A 15,796-nucleotide genomic window follows, 5' to 3' on the forward strand; every position below is an offset into this window, starting at 1 on the left:
GTCGGCGTCGGGCTAGCCTCCCCTGGTGTCCGTCGCCGTGGTCACCGACTCCACGGCCTACCTGCCGCCCGACCTCGTCGCGCGGTACGGCATCGAGGTGGTCCCGCTCTACGTCGTCCTCGCCGGGCACTCCGGCCGGGAGGGCGCCGAGATCACCCCGGAGGACGTCGCCCGGGCGCTGACCTCCCGCGGTCAGCACGTCTCGACCTCGCGGCCCACCCCGGGCGACTTCGTCGCCGCCTACCGCCGCCGGCTCGCCGAGGGCGCCGACCGGGTGGTGTCGGTCCACCTGTCCGCCGAGCTGTCGAGCACCTGGGACGCCGCCCGGATGGCCGCCGCCCAGGTCGGGGAGCACCTCGTCACCGTCGTCGACTCGCGGTCGACGGCGATGGGCACCGGCTTCCCCGTCCTCGCCGCCGCCCGCGCCGCCGCCGAGGGTGCCTCCGCGGCCGAGGTCGCCGCCGTCGCCGCCCGGACCGCCGCGCGGACCCGCACGCTGTTCGTCGTCGACACCCTCGAGCACCTGCGCCGCGGCGGCCGCATCGGCTCGGCCGCCTCGCTGCTGGGAACCGCGCTGGCGGTCAAGCCGGTCCTGCACGTGGCCGAGGGGCGGGTCGTTCCGCTGGAGCGGGTGCGCACCTCCGCGCGCGCCCTCGCCCGGCTGGTGAAGCGCGCGGAGGAGGCCGCCGGCGGTCCCGGCGCCTCCCTCGCCGTCCACCACCTGGCCGCACCGGAGCGCGCGCAGCGCCTGGCCGCCGAGCTGCAGCGCGCCGTACCGGGGGTCCGGGAGCTGCACGTCAGCGAGCTCGGGGCGGCGGTCGGCGCGCACGTCGGGCCCGGCGCGGTCGGCGTCGTGGTGACCCCGGCGGACGGGGACTGAGCGAGGGGCGGACACGGGGCGCAGCGTGCACCCGGCCGCCGCCGGACGGCCCGTGCCCGTCCACAGCCCGCACCGCCGTCCACAGCTCCCGCGGACCGGTCCTCCCGGTCGGGCGGCCTGCCTAGCGTCCGCCGCGTGCGCCTGACCTCCCGCCGCGACCCCGCCGCCGACGTCATCCGTGCCCGCCTCCGGGTGCTGCTCGACGAGGGCCGGCGCTCGGGCTGGCTGCCTGACGACGACCCGCTCGAGTCCCCGCCGCGCACCGGCGTCGCCCTCCTCCGCCGCCCGGAGTCCCGCGCGGACCGGGCCGACGACGACGTCGACGACCTCGACGACCTCGACGACCTCGATGGCGACCCGGGCGACGATGCGGCGGACGGGGCGGACGGGCGGTTGCCGGGCGGGCTCGGCCGGCACCGGGCGCCGGGGCGTGCGGTGCGGGTGGACCCCGGCCGGCGCGGCAGCGCGGCGCTGTGGCTGACCGGCCTGGTGGCGGCGCTGCTGCTCGCCGGGTGGACCTGGCTGCAGCGGCCGGAGGTGGAGCCGGCGCCGGAGTCCGTCCCGGCCGTCGACACGGAGCCCGCGCCTGCGGCCGAGACCCGCACGACGGTCGTCGTCTCGGTGGTGGGCCTCGTCGTCACGCCCGGCCTGGTGACGTTGCCCGAGGGCGCCCGCGTCGCCGACGCGGTGGCCGCGGCCGGCGGCCTCCTCCCCGAGGCCGACCCCGCCTCGGTCAACCTGGCCGCGGTCGTCAGCGACGGGCAGCAGGTCGCCGTCGGCGTCCCCGGCGTGGCCGCCGCGCCGGGCGGTGGGGGAGCCGCCCCGGCCGGGCCGCTGGACCTCAACGCCGCCACGGTCGCCGACCTCGACGCCCTGCCCGGCATCGGCCCGGTGCTCGCCCAGCGCATCGTCGACCACCGCGGGCAGCACGGCCGGTTCACCAGCGTCGAGCAGCTCGACGACGTCCCGGGCATCGGCCCGGCCGTCTACGGCGAGCTGGCCGACCTGGTCCGGGTGTGAGCGCCTCCCCGGACCGGCGGTGGTCGTGGCTGGACCTGCGCCTGGTCCCGGCCGCCGCCGCTGCCTGGGCGGTCACCCTCGCCGCCGGCCTGCTGTCGCCTCCGGTCCTGCTCGTCCTGGCCGGCGCGGCCTCGCTGGGGGCGGTGCTGCTCGTCCGGCACCGGGGACGGGCCGGCGTCCTCGTGCTCCTCGCCGTGCTCGCCGCGGTGGCCACCACCGCGACCGTCGCCGCCGTCCGCGGCGCCGCCCGCGCCGCCTCCCCGCTCGCCGACGTCGCGGCCGGCCGCACGGTCGACGTGGTCCTGGAGGTCGGCGGCGACCCGCGGCGGGTCGCCGGCGTCGGCCCGCCCCGGCTGGTCCTCGACGTCACGGTCACCGCGGTGACCGACCCGGCGGCCACGGTGTCGCTGACCGCCGGCGCCGTGCTGTTCGCGCCGGCGGAGGACTGGACCGGCGTGCTGCCCGGGCAGGTGGTGCGCACCCGGGTGGCGGTGGCGACCGCGCCCGCCACCGACGGCGTCGTCGCGCGGCTGTCGGCCCGCGGCCCCCCGGAGCCGGTCGAGGGGCCCTCCCGGCTGCAGCGCGCCGCCGGTGCCGTCCGCGACGGGCTGGCCGCCTCCGCCCGGCGGGTGCTGCCCGGACCCGCGGACGGGCTGCTGCCCGGCCTGGTCGTCGGCGACACCCGGGGCCTGGACCCCGTGCTGGAGGAGGACTTCCGCCGCGCCGGCCTGTCCCACCTCACCGCGGTCTCCGGCGCCAACGTGGCGATCGTCCTCACCGGCGTGCTCGCGCCGCTGCGCCGGCGGGCGGTCGACCGCCGGGTGCAGGCGGTCGTGGCGCTCGTGGTCCTCGCCGGCTTCGTGGTGCTGGTCCGGCCCGACGCCAGCGTGCTCCGGGCGGCGGCCATGGGCGCGGTCACCCTCCTGGCGCTGGCCTCCGGCCGGGCGCGGGCGGCGGTCCCCGCGCTGGCCGCGTCGGTGCTGGTGCTCCTGCTGCTCGACCCGCGGCTGGCCCGCGACGCCGGCTTCGCCCTGTCGGTCGCGGCGACGGCGGCGATCGTGCTGCTGGCGCCCCGCTGGTCCCGCCGGCTGCAGCGGCGGGGCTGGCCGCGCACGCCCGCCGACGCGGTGGCGGTCGCCGCGGCCGCCGGGCTGGCCACCGCGCCGCTCGTGGCGGGCCTGTCCGGGCTGGTCAGCCCGGTGTCGCTGCCGGCCAACCTGCTCGCCGCGCCCGCGGTGGCGCCGGCGACGGTGCTCGGCCTGCTGGCGGCCGTCGTGGGGCCGGTCGTGCCGGTCGCCGGGGACGGCCTCGTGTGGCTGGCGGGCTGGCCGGTGCGGTGGCTGGTCGCCGTGGCGGGCACCGCGGCCGCCCTCCCCGACGGCGCGACCGGCTGGCCGGCCGGCACCGGCGGCGCGCTGCTGCTGACCGTCCTGCTGCTCGCCGCCGGGCTGGCGCTGTGGCGGTACCGGCGGCTGCGCCCGCTGGGACTGGCCGCGCTGCTCGGGCTGGTGCTGCTCGGCTGGCCGCTGCGCCACGTCGCCGACGGCTGGCCGCCGGGCGAGTCCGTACTGGTCGCCTGCGACGTCGGGCAGGGCGACGCGCTGGTCCTCCCGACCGGCCCGGGCGAGGCCGTGCTCGTCGACGCCGGCCCGGACGTGGGACCGGTCGACCGCTGCCTGGACCGGCTGGGCGTCGACCGGCTGCCCCTGGTGCTGCTGTCGCACCTCGACGCCGACCACGTCGGCGGGCTGGCCGGCGCGCTGGACGGGCGAGAGGTCGGCGTCCTCGCCACCGGCACGCTGTCCCCGGCCGACGACCGCGCCGGCGACCTGGCCCGCGCCGCCGCCCGGGCCGGCGCCCGCCGCGAGGTCCTCGTCCCCGGTGACCGCCGCGACGTCGGCGGCGCCCGGCTCGAGGTGCTGGCGCCGCCGCCGGAGATCGCGACCGCCGCGGCCGAGCCCAACGACCTCTCGCTGGTCGTACGGGTCACCGTGCGCGGCGTGCGGGTGCTGCTCACCGGGGACCTGAGCGCGGCCGCCGAGGCACGGGTCCTCGACCGGGGCGTGGACCTGCGCGCCGACGTGCTCAAGGTCCCGCACCACGGCAGCGCCGACGCCGATCCGGCCTTCCTCGCCGCGACCGGCGCCCGGGTGGCGCTGGTCAGCGTCGGCGCGGACAACACCTACGGGCACCCGGCGCCGCGGCTGCTGTCGCTGCTAGCCCGGGACGGGATGCGGGTGCACCGCACCGACCGGGAGGGCGACCTGGCCGTCGTCGGGTCGGCGGGGGAGTGGGGCGTCGCCGCCCGCGGCGCTCCGGGGGCGCGGGCCGGGGCGGCGCACCCCGGCGAGGACGGCGTACCGCGCGGACCCGCGGTGCGGCGGGACCGTCGGCGGGCCGTGACACCATCGGGGCGTGGCAGCGGCACCCCCGGCACCGACCTCCCGCCTGCGGGCCGTCGTCGGCGAGGAGGAGCTGCTGCGCTCCCGCGCCGTGGCCGCCGTGCGCGCCGCCGTCCTCGAGCGCCACCCCGCCGCGGAGGTGCACGAGCTGGTCGCCGCGGGCCTGCCGGTCGGCCGGCTCGCCGACGTGCTGGCGCCGTCGCTGTTCGGCGAGCACCGGCTGGTCGTCGTCAGCGGCGTGCACGAGGCCGCGAGCGCCCTCGTCGACGCCCTGACCGGCTACTGCAAGGACCCCGACCCGGACCTCACGCTGGTCGTCGTCCACCACGGCGGCAAGCGCAACGAGGCGCTGGTCAAGGCGTTCACCGCGGCCGGCGCGGCGCTCGACGAGTGCGCCAAGATCTCCTCGCCCGGCGACCGGGCGGCGTTCGTCCGCAACGAGGTGCGCGCGGCCGGCGGCCGGATCACCCCCGACGCGGTGGCCGCCCTGGTCGACGCGGTCGGCGCGGACCTGCGGGCGCTGTCGTCGGCGGCCACGCAGCTGGTCGCTGACTTCGGCGGGACCATCGACGCCGACGCCGTCGCCCGCTTCCACCGCGGGCAGGCCGAGGTCACCGGCTTCACCGTCGCCGAGAAGGTGCTGGTGGGGGACCGCCAGGGCTCGATCGAGACGCTGCGCTGGGCGCTGGACCGCGGCGTCGCGCACGTGCTCATCGCCGACGCGATCGCCGACGGCATCCGCACCGCGGCCCGGGTCACCTCGCTGAACACCACCAACACCGGCGACCTCGCCCGGGCGCTCAAGCTGCCGCCGTGGAAGGTGAAGAAGGCGCAGACCCAGGCCCGCGGCTGGAGCATCGAGGGGCTGCAGCAGGCGATCGGGGTGGCCGCCGAGCTCAACGCCGACGTCAAGGGCGTGGCCGCGAGCGCCGACTACGCGCTCGAGCGGGCCATCCGCCGGATCGTCGACATCCGCGCCACCACCGGCCGCGGCCGGGCCCGCGCCGGCTACTGAACCGCCCGGCCCGGCGGGGACGCGCCCCGGCAAAGCGACGGGCCCCCGTCCTCCGGTGCGGAGGACGGGGGCCCGGGAGCGCTGGGACGCAGCTCAGAGGCTGGTCAACTGCTTGGCCATGCCCGACTTGCGGTTGGCGGCCTGGTTCTTGTGGATGATGCCCTTGCTGGCGGCCTTGTCGAGGGCCTTGCTGGCCTTCTGCAGCGCCGTGGTCGCGCCCTCGGTGTCGCCGGCGGCGGCGGCCGCGCGGAAGCGGCGGACGGCCGTCTTCAGGGCGGACTTGACGGCGACGTTGCGCTGACGCGCCTTCTCGTTCGTCTTGTTCCGCTTGATCTGGGACTTGATGTTCGCCACGCGTGAGCCTCGGTGTCTCGCAGGAGGGAAAGGGTCTGTCGGTGCGTCCGGACGGCATGCGTCAGCGGACCGGCCTGCCAGGTTACCAGCGTGCGGCGCGCCGTCCCAACCCGGCCGTGGGGACCCCTCCCCGGCACGGTGCTCCACCGCGGTGCCCCGTCGTGGGACGATGGCGGCACTGTGACGACTCCCGCTGCCACCGATCCCGCCCGGATCCGGAACTTCTGCATCATCGCCCACATCGACCACGGCAAGTCGACGCTGGCCGACCGGATGCTCGAGGTGACCGGGATCATCGAGGCGCGGCAGATGCGCGCGCAGTACCTCGACCGGATGGACATCGAGCGCGAGCGCGGCATCACCATCAAGGCGCAGAACGTGCGCCTGCCCTGGAAGGTCGGGGACACCGAGTACGTCCTCGACATGATCGACACCCCGGGCCACGTCGACTTCACCTACGAGGTGTCCCGGTCGCTGGCCGCCTGCGAGGGCGCGGTCCTGCTGGTCGACGCCGCGCAGGGCATCGAGGCGCAGACGCTGGCCAACCTCTACCTGGCCCTGGAGAACGACCTCACGATCATCCCGGTCCTCAACAAGATCGACCTGCCGGCCGCGCAGCCGGAGCGGTACGCCGCCGAGATCGCGCACATCATCGGCTGCGAGCCCGAGGACGTCCTCAAGGTCAGCGGCAAGACCGGTGAGGGCGTGCCGGAGCTGCTGGACGCGATCGTCGCGCAGATCCCCGCGCCGGAGGGCGACGCCGAGGCCCCAGCCCGCGCGATGATCTTCGACTCGGTCTACGACATCTACCGCGGCGTCATCACCTACGTCCGCGTCGTCGACGGGCGGATCTCCAGCCGCGAGCGCATCCGGATGATGTCGACCGGCGCCACCCACGAGCTGCTCGAGATCGGCGTCATCTCACCCGAGCCCAAGCCGGTCGACGGCCTCGGCGTCGGCGAGGTCGGCTACTTCATCACCGGGGTGAAGGACGTCCGCCAGTCCCGCGTCGGCGACACCGTCACGCTGCAGCACCGCCCGGCCGCCGAGCCGATCGGCGGCTACAGCGACCCCAGGCCGATGGTCTACTCCGGCCTCTACCCGATCGACGGCAGCGAGTACCCGCTGCTGCGCGAGGCGCTGGACAAGCTGCTGCTCAACGACGCGGCGCTGACCTACGAGCCGGAGACGTCCGCGGCGCTCGGCTTCGGCTTCCGCGTCGGCTTCCTCGGCCTGCTCCACCTCGAGATCGTCCGCGAGCGGCTCGAGCGCGAGGCCGGCATCAGCCTCATCTCCACGGCACCCAACGTCGTCTACCGGGTGGTCATGGAGGACGGCACCGAGCACACCGTCACCAACCCCAGCGACTGGCCCGAGGGCAAGATCGACAAGGTCTACGAGCCGGTCGTCAACGCCACGATCATCGCGCCCAGCGACTACACCGGCGCGATCATGGAGCTGTGCCAGAGCCGGCGCGGCCAGCTCGGCGGCATGGACTACCTGAGCGAGTCCCGCGTCGAGCTGCGCTACACGCTGCCCCTCGGCGAGATCATCTTCGACTTCTTCGACGCCCTGAAGTCGCGCACCCGCGGCTACGCCTCGCTGGACTACCAAGAGGCCGGCGAGCAGGAGTCCTCGCTGGTCAAGGTGGACATCCTGCTGCAGGGCGAGGCCGTGGACGCGTTCAGCGCGATCGTGCACAAGGACAAGGCCTACGGCTACGGCGTGATGATGGCCGGCAAGCTGCGCGAGCTCATCCCGCGCCAGCAGTTCGAGGTGCCCATCCAGGCCGCCGTCGGCTCCCGGGTGATCGCCCGCGAGACCGTCCGCGCCATCCGCAAGGACGTCCTCGCCAAGTGCTACGGCGGTGACATCACCCGCAAGCGGAAGCTGCTGGAGAAGCAGAAGGAGGGCAAGAAGCGGATGAAGATGGTCGGCCGCGTCGAGGTCCCCCAGGAGGCGTTCGTCGCCGCGCTCTCCACCAACGAGCCCTCCGCCGCGAAGAAGTGAGCGGCCGGCTCCTCGCCGTCTGCGTCTCCGGCTCCGACCTCCTCCCGCTCCCCGGGCGCCGGCCCGACCGCAGCGGCATCGACAAGCGGCCGCGGCCCGGCCGCGTCGCCGTCGGCGAGCTGGGCCTGGACGGCGACGTCCAGGTCAACCGGAAGTACCACGGCGGGGAGGGTCAGGCGGTCTACGCCTACGCCCAGGAGGACGCCGACTGGTGGGCCGCCGACCTCGGCCGCGACCTGCCACCGGGCCGCTTCGGCGAGAACCTGCGGACGGCGGGTGTGGACCTCACCGAGGCGGTCATCGGCGAGCGCTGGCGGGTGGGGACGGCGCTGCTCGAGGTGACCGCGCCGCGCATCCCGTGCGCCAACTTCGCCCGCTTCTGGGACGTCCCGGACCTGGTCAAGCGGTTCACCGCGCACGGCGCCACCGGCGCCTACCTGAGGGTGCTCGAGACCGGCGACGTCGGCGCGGGGGACGAGGTCACCGTCGTCGACCGGCCGGACCACGGGGTCACCGCCGGCCTGGCCTTCCGCGCGCTCACCACCCAGCGGTACCGCATCGGCCAGCTCGAGCCCGCGCTGGCGTCGTTCCCGGTCAAGGACCAGCCGAAGCTCGCCGCGCGGATCGCCGCGAGGGCCGCCGCCCCGGCCTGACCCGGGGCGCGCGCTACCGTGCCCGCGCCGGGAGCCCCCCGGCACGGACGGGAGGACGACGATGGTGCTGCGCCGTGCTGCCGCGACGGCGGCCGGGCTGGTGGTCACGGTGTCCGCGCTGGCCGGCTGCGGCGGGAGCGAGCCGGAGGAGTCCGCCTCCGACGTGCTCGCCCGCGCGAAGACCACGCTCGACGAGACGGAGTCGCTGCACTTCGTGCTGACCAGCGAGGGCGCGCCCACCACCGGCACCGCGCTGGTCGGCGGCGAGGGCGACGTCCTCCGCCCGGCCTCGTTCGAGGGCACGCTGCAGGTGCTGGCCGTCGGCTCGGCGCTCGACCTCGCCGTCGTCTCGGTCGACGGCACCGTCTACGCGCAGCTGCCGTTCACCAGCGGCTACAGCGTCGTCGACCCCGCGCAGTTCGGCTTCGGCGACCCCGGCGCGCTGCTGGACCCCGACACCGGCATCTCGCAGCTGCTCGCCCAGGCCGACGGGGCCGAGCTGGGGGAGGAGCGCCGCGTCGACGGCGAGGTGGTGCGCGAGGTGACCGCGGAGATCCCCGGCGACCTGGTCGAGCAGGTGCTCACCAGCGAGGACCCGAGCCAGCCGGTGGAGGCCCGCTTCTCCGTGGCTCCCGAGTCGGGTGAGCTGCGCCGCGCCGAGCTGACCGGCCCGTTCTACGCCGCCGACCAGGACGCCACCTTCACCCTCGAGCTCTCCGACCCCGGCGACGATGTCGAGATCACCGCACCGCCTGTCGGCTGAGTCCCGGGCGCCCGCGGTCCCGGGGCTGCCGCTGGTCGTCCTCGCCACGCTGGCGGTGCTGGTCACCGCGGCCGACACCTACGTCGTCGTCCTGGCGCTGCCGGACATCCTCGCCGGGGTCGGCGTCGGCATCGACGAGCTGCAGCGGGCGACGCCGATCGTCGGCGGCTTCCTGCTCGGCTACACCGCCACGCTGCCGCTGCTGGGCCGGCTGGCCGACCTGCGCGGCCGGCTGCCGGTGCTGGCCGGCTGCCTGCTGCTGTTCGCGCTGGGCTCGCTGCTGACCGCGACGGCGAGCGACCTGGGCCCGGCCGTCGCCGGCCGCGGCCTGCAGGGCGTGGGCGCCGGCGGGCTGGTCCCCGCCACGCTGGCCCTGGTCGCCGACCGGTGGCCGCCCGAGCGCCGGGCGGTGCCGCTGGGCGTGGTCGGCGCGGTGCAGGAGGCCGGCGCGGTGCTCGGCCCGCTGGCCGGCGCCGCGGTGCTCGCGGTCAGCGACTGGCGGGCGGTCTTCTGGCTCAACCTGCTGCTCGGGCTGGTGCTCGCCGCGGGGGTGGTGCTCACCGGCGGCGGCCGGCGGCCCGACCCCGTCGGCCTCGTCCTGCTGCTGCTCTGCGGCGCCGCCGCGGGCCTGCAGCTGGCCGAGCCGGCCGCGCTGGCCGAGGACGTCACCCTCGGTCTGGCCTGGGTGCCGCTGGCCGACGGCGTGACGGCCTCCACGCCGCTGGTCCTCGTCGCGGTCGCCGCCGGACTGGCACTGGTGGCGCGCAGCCTGGCGCACCCCGCCGGCGCGGTGCTGCCGCTGCGCGGGGTGCCGCGGCTGGTCCGCGAGGTGGACGTGCTGGGCTCGCTGCTCGCCGTCGTCGCGCTCGGGGCGCTGGTGTGGGCGTTCGCCGCCGCCGACCCGGCCACCGAGGTCGTCGCGTACGGCCCGGTGCTGCTGCCGGTCGCCGCGCTGGCCGCCGTCGGCTTCTGGCTGCACGAGCGGCGCGCGCCCGACCCGGTGCTGCCGCTGGGCGCGCTGCGGCCGCCCGGCGCGTGGGGAGCGCTGCTGGTCAACCTCCTGGTCGGGGTGGCGCTGGTGGCGGCGCTGGTCGACGTCCCGCTGTTCGCGCGCGCGACGACGACGCCCGGCGACCAGCTCGGCGCCGCGCTCGTGCTGGTGCGGCTGCTGGTCGCGGTCCCGGTGGGCGCGGTCGCCGGCGGCTGGCTGTGCCGGGTGCTGCCCCCGCGGCTGGTCGCGGCCGGTGGCATGGTGCTGGCCGCGCTGGCGCTGTGGGCGATGACCGGCTGGGGCGAGACGTCGCTGGACCGGTGGTGGTCCACGGTCGTGCTGCTGGCCGCCGGGCTCGGGTTCGGCCTGGCGATCGCGCCGGTCAACGCGGTGCTGCTGGCGGTCACCGGGCCGGCCGTGCACGGCAGCGCCAGCGCGCTCGCCGTCGTCGCCCGGACCGTGGGCATGCTGGTCGGGCTGTCGCTGCTCACCGCGGTGGCGCTGCGCCGGTTCACCGCCGAGGTGGCGGCGATCGGCTCGCCGCTGACCGTCTGCCCGGACACCCCGGCCGACTGCCCCGCCTACGACGCGGCCGTGGACCAGGCCGTCCTCACCCAGCTGCACACCGTCTTCGCGGGCGCCGCGGTCGCGGCCGCGCTGGCGGCGGTGGCGGCGCTCGTGCTGCTGCGCGAGGTCAGCCGGGCTCGCGCAGCTCGTGGTGCGTGACGGTGTCCTCGCGCTGCACGAGGTACCGGTCGTCCTCGGGGTGGTAGACGGCGTAGGCGTCGGCGTCCCCGGTGCGGACCCGGCCCCGCCACACCCGCGCTGTCCGGGCCACGGCCGGCCTCCTCGTCAGAGGGTGAAGACGATCTTCCCGGCGGTGCGGCCCTCGAGCATGCGGCCGAAGCCCTCGCGGGCCTCCTCCAGCGGCAGCTCGACGTCGATGACCGGGCGGACGCCGGTCACCGCGCACATCCGGACCAGCGACTCCAGCTCGTCGCGGGTGCCCATGGTGGAGCCGACCACCGACAGCTGGGTGAAGTACACCCGGTTGAGCTCGGCGCCCGGGTCGTAGCCGGTGGTGGCGCCGGAGGTGACGATGACGCCGCCAGGCCTGAGCGACTTGACGCTGTGGCTCCACGTCGCCTTGCCGACGGTCTCCATGACGCCGTCGACCCGCTCGGGCAGCCGGGCGCCGGTCTCGAAGGCCCGGTCCGCGCCGAGCTGGAGTGCGGCGGCCCGCTTCTCCTCGCTGCGGCCGGTGACCCACATCCGGTAGCCGGCGGCCCGCCCGAGCACGACCAGCGCGGTGGCGACGCCGCCGCTGGCGCCCTGCACGAGCACCGTCTGGCCGGGCCGCAGGCCGGAGCGGACGAAGAGCATCCGGTAGGCGGTCAGCCAGGCGGTGGGCAGGCAGGCGGCCTCGGCGAAGGACAGCTCGGCGGGCTTGGGCAGCACGTTGCGCCGGGGGACGGCGACCCGCTCGGCCATGGTGCCCTGGTACAGCTCGGAGAAGAGCGTGCGCTTCGGGTCGAGCGTCTCGTCGCCGGTCCAGCCGGGGCTGGCGACGACGCCGTGGACGACCACCTCGTTGCCGTCCTCGTCCAGCCCGGCCGCGTCGGTGCCCAGGATCATCGGCATCCGCTCCTGAGGCAGGCCGATGCCGCGCAGGCTGAACAGGTCGTGGTGGTTGAGCGAGACGGCCTTGACCTGCACCGTCGTCCAGCCGTCGGGCACCTCCGGCTCCGGGCGCTCGCCGACCTCCAGGACGGAGAGCGGGTCGTCGGGCGAGGGCGTGGAGACGAAGACGGCGCGCATGCGCCGGACGTTAGGACACCCTCGTCCGGCGGGCGACCGCGCCCGCCGGACGGGCGGGGCTCAGGCGGCCGGTGGCGGGCAGGCCACGTGCTGCCAGCGCAGCGCGACGTCGCCGGCGGCGTCGCCCGTCACGGTGTACGGCGTGCCGCCCCCGATGGTGACCGTGACCGAGCCGGTCACCTCGGCGTCCCGTTCGAGGAAGCGGCCGACGCAGTGGTCGAGTGACCCGGTCAGCGGGAGGCGCCGCACGTCCCCGGCCCCGGTCCAGGCGAGGTCGATCGTCAGGTGCGCCCCCACCGGGACGGCACCCTGTCCACCCTCCGGGGTGCAGCTCATGGCCGATTCCCCGGACACCGCTGCCGACTCCAGCTGCGCGAGGGCGACGTCGAGGTCGCCGAGGGGCACGCAGCGCAGCCCCCCGAGGAAGACGGCGACGTCGGCGACCGCCCCGCCGTCCCGACCGCCGGTGACCGTCGCGTCGACGGAGAGGTCACCGCCGTCCACCTGCGTCGTGGCGTACCAGCTCGTCGTCGCCCCGCGTCCGTCGGGTGGCGCCGCTGCCGCGGTCCCGGTCAGCGTGCCCAGAGCACCGGCAGCCAGCAGCAGTGTCGAGGCGCCGGCCGTCCGCGTCCGCATGTCGTCCTCCTCCGCGCCGCCCGGACCGTCCGGCTCCGGCGCGGGCGGCAGGGTGGCAGCGGTGGACGGGGTGCGGAACGGATCCGTGTGCGGTGGAACCGGACGACGGCGCGTCACGCCGGACGCGCCGGGACCGGTCAGGGGCAGGCCGGGACGCCCCGGGCGAGCGAGTCGTCGTCGTCGGCCAGGGTGACCGCGACGCCGTCGTAGCCGAGCTCCGGCACGACGACGCGCACCTGCCCGGTCACCACGGCGTGCCGGTCGGTGAGCAGCTCGCGGCAGGCGCCGTCGGGGCTGTCGAGGGTGTACTCGTGGCCGGGGCCCTCCGCGGTCCAGGTCAGGTCCACCACGGCGGTGCCGGTGACCTCGCCCGGCCGCGTGTGCGACCCGCAGGTCAGCGCCAGCTCCCCGCGGGCGGTCGCCGACTCCAGGCCGGCGACGGTCGCGGGGACCCGCTGCTCGGTCAGGCAGTCCCAGCCGAGGACGAAGAACTCGCCGTTGCCGAAGGCGTCGGCGTCCGGCGGGTCGAACACGGTGACGTGCACGAAGAGGTCGTCGCTGCCGCTGTCGCCGCCGGCGCCGAGGAACGCGCTGGCGTACCCGGTGCCGTCGTCGTCCGGCGCGGCCGGGGTAGTCGGCGTGGCCCGCGGGACCGCCGCCGGCTGCCCGCCGCACCCGGCCAGCAGCACCGCCGCCAGGCCTCCGATCCACCGCACGCCGTCCTCCTCCGCCGCTGCCGGGCGCGGAGGATGGCAGCCGCCGCCGGGCGGCGGAAGGACCTAGCGGACGACGACGACGTGCTCGCCGCGCGGGACGAACTCGCCGACCACCGGGGCGCCGGGCACCTCGCCGGCCAGCAGCAGCCCGCCGGAGGTCTGCGCGTCGGCCAGCAGCAGCGCCTCGTCCTCGCCGACGGCGGACAGGTCGGTGTGCGGGCGCACCCAGTCGAGGTTGCGCCGGGTGCCGCCGGAGACGAACCCGCCGGCCAGCGCCTCGCGGGCACCGGCCAGGTAGGGGACGGCGGCGGCGTCGACCACCGCGGTCACCCCGCTGGCGCGCGCCATCTTGTAGAGGTGCCCGAGCAGGCCGAAGCCGGTGACGTCGGTGCCCGCGCGGATGCCGGCGGCCAGCGCGGCGCGAGAGGCGTCCCGGTTGAGCGCGGTCATCGACGCCACCGCCTCCTCGCTGACCTCGCCGGTGGCCTTCATCCGGTTGTTGAGCACGCCGACGCCGAGCGGCTTGGTCAGCGACAGCGGCGTCCCGGCGACGGCGGCGTCGTTGCGGATGACCCGATCGAGGTCGAGGACGCCGGTGACGGCCATGCCGTACTTGGGCTCGGGGTCGTCGATCGAGTGCCCGCCGCCGACGTGGCAGCCCGCCTCCTGCGCCGCCTCGAGCCCGCCGCGCAGCACCTCGGCGGCGAGCTCGGCGGGCAGCACGTCCCGCGGCCAGCCGAGCAGGTTGACCGCGACCACCGGGGTGCCGCCCATCGCGTAGACGTCGGACAGCGCGTTGGCCGCGGCGATCCGGCCGAAGGTGTACGCGTCGTCGACGACCGGGGTGAAGAAGTCGGTGGTGAGCACCAGCCCCTGCCCGCCGGCGATCCGGACGACGGCCGCGTCGTCGCCGTCGTCGAGGCCGACGACCAGCTCGGCGGCCGGGTCGGCCGGGCCGGTGTGCGTGAGCCCCGCGACGACGGCCTCGAGCTCGCCGGGCGGGATCTTGCAGGCGCAGCCGCCGCCGTGGGCGAACCGGGTCAGCCGGACCTTCTCCGGGGCGATGGTCACGGCCCCACCGTAGGCTGATCGGTGGAGGCGTCAGGGCGCCTGGTGGCCCCCGCGGCCTCTAAAGCCGACGTGGCCGAGCAGCTCGGTCAGGCGGGTTCGATTCCCGTCCGCCTCCGCCAGCCTCCCCGCGGGCCGGCGCGCATACGCTCCGCAGCGATGAGCGCCGACCCGCGGCGGGCAGTGCCCCGCACCGACACGCTGCTGGCCGACCCGGCGCTGGCCGACGCCGCGTCGCGGCTGGGCCGGGAGCTGGTCAAGGACGCCGTCCGCGCCGTGCAGTCCCGCGTCCGCGCGGGCGAGCTCGCGCCCGGCGACGCGGTCGCCGCTGTCCTCGCCGGCCTGCCCTCGACCGCGTCCGCCCTGCGCCCGGTGCTCAACGCCACCGGCGTCCTCGTGCACACCAACCTCGGGCGGGCGCCGCTGTCGGCCGCGGCCGTCGAGGCGGTGGTCGCGGCCAGCGGCACCACCGACGTCGAGCTGGACCTGACCACCGGCCGCCGCGGGCCGCGCGGCGAGGCGGCGATCGCCGCGCTGCTGGCCGCCGTCCCCGCCGCGCAGACCGCGCTCGTGGTGAACAACTGCGCGGCCGCGCTGGCGCTGGTGGCCACGGCGCTGGGCGGCGAGCTGGTCATCGCCCGCGGCGAGCTGATCGAGATCGGCGACGGCTTCCGCATCCCCGCCCTGCTCGAGTCGACCGGCGCCCGGCTGCGCGAGGTGGGGACGACCAACCGGGTCACCCTCGACGACTACCGCGACGCCCTGCACGAGGACACCGGCGCGGTGCTCAAGGTGCACCCGTCGAACTTCGTCGTCCGCGGCTTCACGCGGGCCGTGCCGGTGCACGAGCTGGCCGAGGCGCTGGCGAACAGCGGCGTGCCGCTGGTGGCCGACGTCGGTTCCGGGCTGCTGCGCCCGCACCCGGCGCTGCCCGACGAGCCGGACCTGCAGACGACGCTGGCCGACGGCGCCGACCTGGTGCTCGCCAGCGGCGACAAGCTGCTCGGCGGCCCGCAGGCCGGCCTGGTGCTCGGCCGCGCCGACCTGGTGCAGCGGCTGCGCCGGCACCCGCTGTACCGGGCGCTGCGGGTCGACAAGACGACACTGGCCGCGCTGGAGGCCACGCTGCGCGGCCCGCAGCCGCCGGTGCAGCAGATGCTCGCCGCGGAGGTCGCGGGGCTGCGGGCCCGGGCGCGTGCTCTGGCGGGGCGGCTGGCCGCCGCCGGGGTGGACGCGCACGCGGTGGACTCCGCCGCCCGGGTCGGCGGGGGAGGGGCGCCCGAGCACCCGCTGCCCAGCGCTGCGGTCTCGCTGCCCGAGGAGTTCGCCGAGCCGCTGCGGCTCGGCGCCCGGCCGGTCGTCGGGTACGTGGCCGACGGGCGCACCCTGCTCGACCTGCGCAGCGTGCCGCCGTCGGCCGACGACGACCTCGCCGCCGCGGTGCTGGAGGTGGCCGGCCGGTGTCCCTGA

The 15,796-nt window shown here is 76.9% G+C and carries 14 protein-coding genes, 1 tRNA gene and 1 pseudogene; 10 read left to right on the forward strand and 6 right to left on the reverse strand.

The window, feature by feature from the left end:
- Positions 1 to 25 precede the first annotated feature (25 nt).
- From ACI8AR_RS20210 to holA, 4 genes and pseudogenes are all read left to right on the forward strand, one after another.
- Positions 26 to 880 (forward strand): DegV family protein, encoded by an 855-nt coding sequence (locus tag ACI8AR_RS20210; RefSeq protein ID WP_457052587.1) that lies wholly within the window; start codon positions 26 to 28, stop codon positions 878 to 880.
- Positions 881 to 1,015: 135 nt separating this feature from the next.
- Positions 1,016 to 1,900: a ComEA family DNA-binding protein gene (locus ACI8AR_RS20215; protein ID WP_457052588.1), complete on the forward strand. Its 885-nt coding sequence runs from the start codon at positions 1,016 to 1,018 to the stop codon at positions 1,898 to 1,900.
- Between the two features lie 629 nt (positions 1,901 to 2,529).
- Positions 2,530 to 4,002, forward strand: a pseudogene (locus ACI8AR_RS20220) (ComEC/Rec2 family competence protein); the annotation flags it as partial.
- 400 nt (positions 4,003 to 4,402) lie between these two features.
- The gene (holA, locus tag ACI8AR_RS20225) at positions 4,403 to 5,317 is read left to right on the forward strand and encodes a DNA polymerase III subunit delta (protein WP_457052589.1); all 915 of its coding nucleotides are present in this window, start codon (positions 4,403 to 4,405) and stop codon (positions 5,315 to 5,317) included.
- 93 nt (positions 5,318 to 5,410) lie between these two features.
- On the opposite strand, the gene rpsT is transcribed toward holA, so the two are convergent.
- Complete coding sequence (gene rpsT / locus ACI8AR_RS20230) at positions 5,411 to 5,671, reverse strand: 30S ribosomal protein S20 (RefSeq protein WP_457052590.1); 261 nt, start codon at positions 5,669 to 5,671, stop codon at positions 5,411 to 5,413.
- Positions 5,672 to 5,851: 180 nt separating this feature from the next.
- On the opposite strand from rpsT, the gene lepA reads away from it, so the two are divergent.
- The 4 genes from lepA to ACI8AR_RS20250 all read left to right on the forward strand — a co-directional run bounded on the left by lepA (position 5,852) and on the right by ACI8AR_RS20250 (position 10,814).
- Positions 5,852 to 7,681, forward strand: a complete 1,830-nt coding sequence (lepA, locus tag ACI8AR_RS20235) for a translation elongation factor 4 (RefSeq protein ID WP_457052591.1) — start codon at positions 5,852 to 5,854, stop codon at positions 7,679 to 7,681.
- Positions 7,678 to 8,334 carry an MOSC domain-containing protein gene (locus tag ACI8AR_RS20240; RefSeq protein ID WP_457052592.1) on the forward strand — a complete coding sequence of 219 codons (657 nt, stop codon included), beginning with the start codon at positions 7,678 to 7,680 and terminating at the stop codon, positions 8,332 to 8,334. Before lepA ends, ACI8AR_RS20240 begins: the two co-directional genes overlap by 4 nt.
- A 61-nt stretch (positions 8,335 to 8,395) precedes the next feature.
- Positions 8,396 to 9,097 (forward strand): LppX_LprAFG lipoprotein, encoded by a 702-nt coding sequence (locus tag ACI8AR_RS20245; protein ID WP_457052593.1) that lies wholly within the window; start codon positions 8,396 to 8,398, stop codon positions 9,095 to 9,097.
- Positions 9,066 to 10,814: an MFS transporter gene (locus tag ACI8AR_RS20250; RefSeq protein ID WP_457052594.1), complete on the forward strand. Its 1,749-nt coding sequence runs from the start codon at positions 9,066 to 9,068 to the stop codon at positions 10,812 to 10,814. The genes ACI8AR_RS20245 and ACI8AR_RS20250 overlap by 32 nt, the downstream gene beginning before the upstream one ends.
- Here the strand turns inward: ACI8AR_RS20250 and ACI8AR_RS20255 are convergent.
- From ACI8AR_RS20255 to selD, 5 genes are all read right to left on the reverse strand, one after another.
- A complete protein-coding gene (locus tag ACI8AR_RS20255; protein WP_457052595.1) occupies positions 10,783 to 10,926 on the reverse strand; it encodes a hypothetical protein in 144 nt (47 codons plus the stop codon). The genes ACI8AR_RS20250 and ACI8AR_RS20255 overlap by 32 nt on opposite strands.
- A gap of 14 nt (positions 10,927 to 10,940) precedes the next feature.
- The gene (locus ACI8AR_RS20260; RefSeq protein ID WP_457052596.1) at positions 10,941 to 11,906 is read right to left on the reverse strand and encodes a zinc-binding dehydrogenase; all 966 of its coding nucleotides are present in this window, start codon (positions 11,904 to 11,906) and stop codon (positions 10,941 to 10,943) included.
- A gap of 60 nt (positions 11,907 to 11,966) precedes the next feature.
- Positions 11,967 to 12,542 carry a hypothetical protein gene (locus tag ACI8AR_RS20265; RefSeq protein ID WP_457052597.1) on the reverse strand — a complete coding sequence of 192 codons (576 nt, stop codon included), beginning with the start codon at positions 12,540 to 12,542 and terminating at the stop codon, positions 11,967 to 11,969.
- Between the two features lie 137 nt (positions 12,543 to 12,679).
- Positions 12,680 to 13,258, reverse strand: a complete 579-nt coding sequence (locus tag ACI8AR_RS20270; RefSeq protein WP_457052598.1) for a hypothetical protein — start codon at positions 13,256 to 13,258, stop codon at positions 12,680 to 12,682.
- 63 nt (positions 13,259 to 13,321) lie between these two features.
- Positions 13,322 to 14,323 carry a selenide, water dikinase SelD gene (gene selD, locus ACI8AR_RS20275; protein ID WP_456938642.1) on the reverse strand — a complete coding sequence of 334 codons (1,002 nt, stop codon included), beginning with the start codon at positions 14,321 to 14,323 and terminating at the stop codon, positions 13,322 to 13,324.
- Between the two features lie 29 nt (positions 14,324 to 14,352).
- Here selD and ACI8AR_RS20280 point away from each other — a divergent pair.
- Positions 14,353 to 14,448, forward strand: a tRNA-OTHER gene (locus ACI8AR_RS20280).
- 37 nt (positions 14,449 to 14,485) lie between these two features.
- The gene (gene selA, locus ACI8AR_RS20285; RefSeq protein ID WP_457052599.1) at positions 14,486 to 15,796 is read left to right on the forward strand and encodes an L-seryl-tRNA(Sec) selenium transferase; all 1,311 of its coding nucleotides are present in this window, start codon (positions 14,486 to 14,488) and stop codon (positions 15,794 to 15,796) included.

Source organism: Geodermatophilus sp. SYSU D01036 (assembly GCF_054050435.1).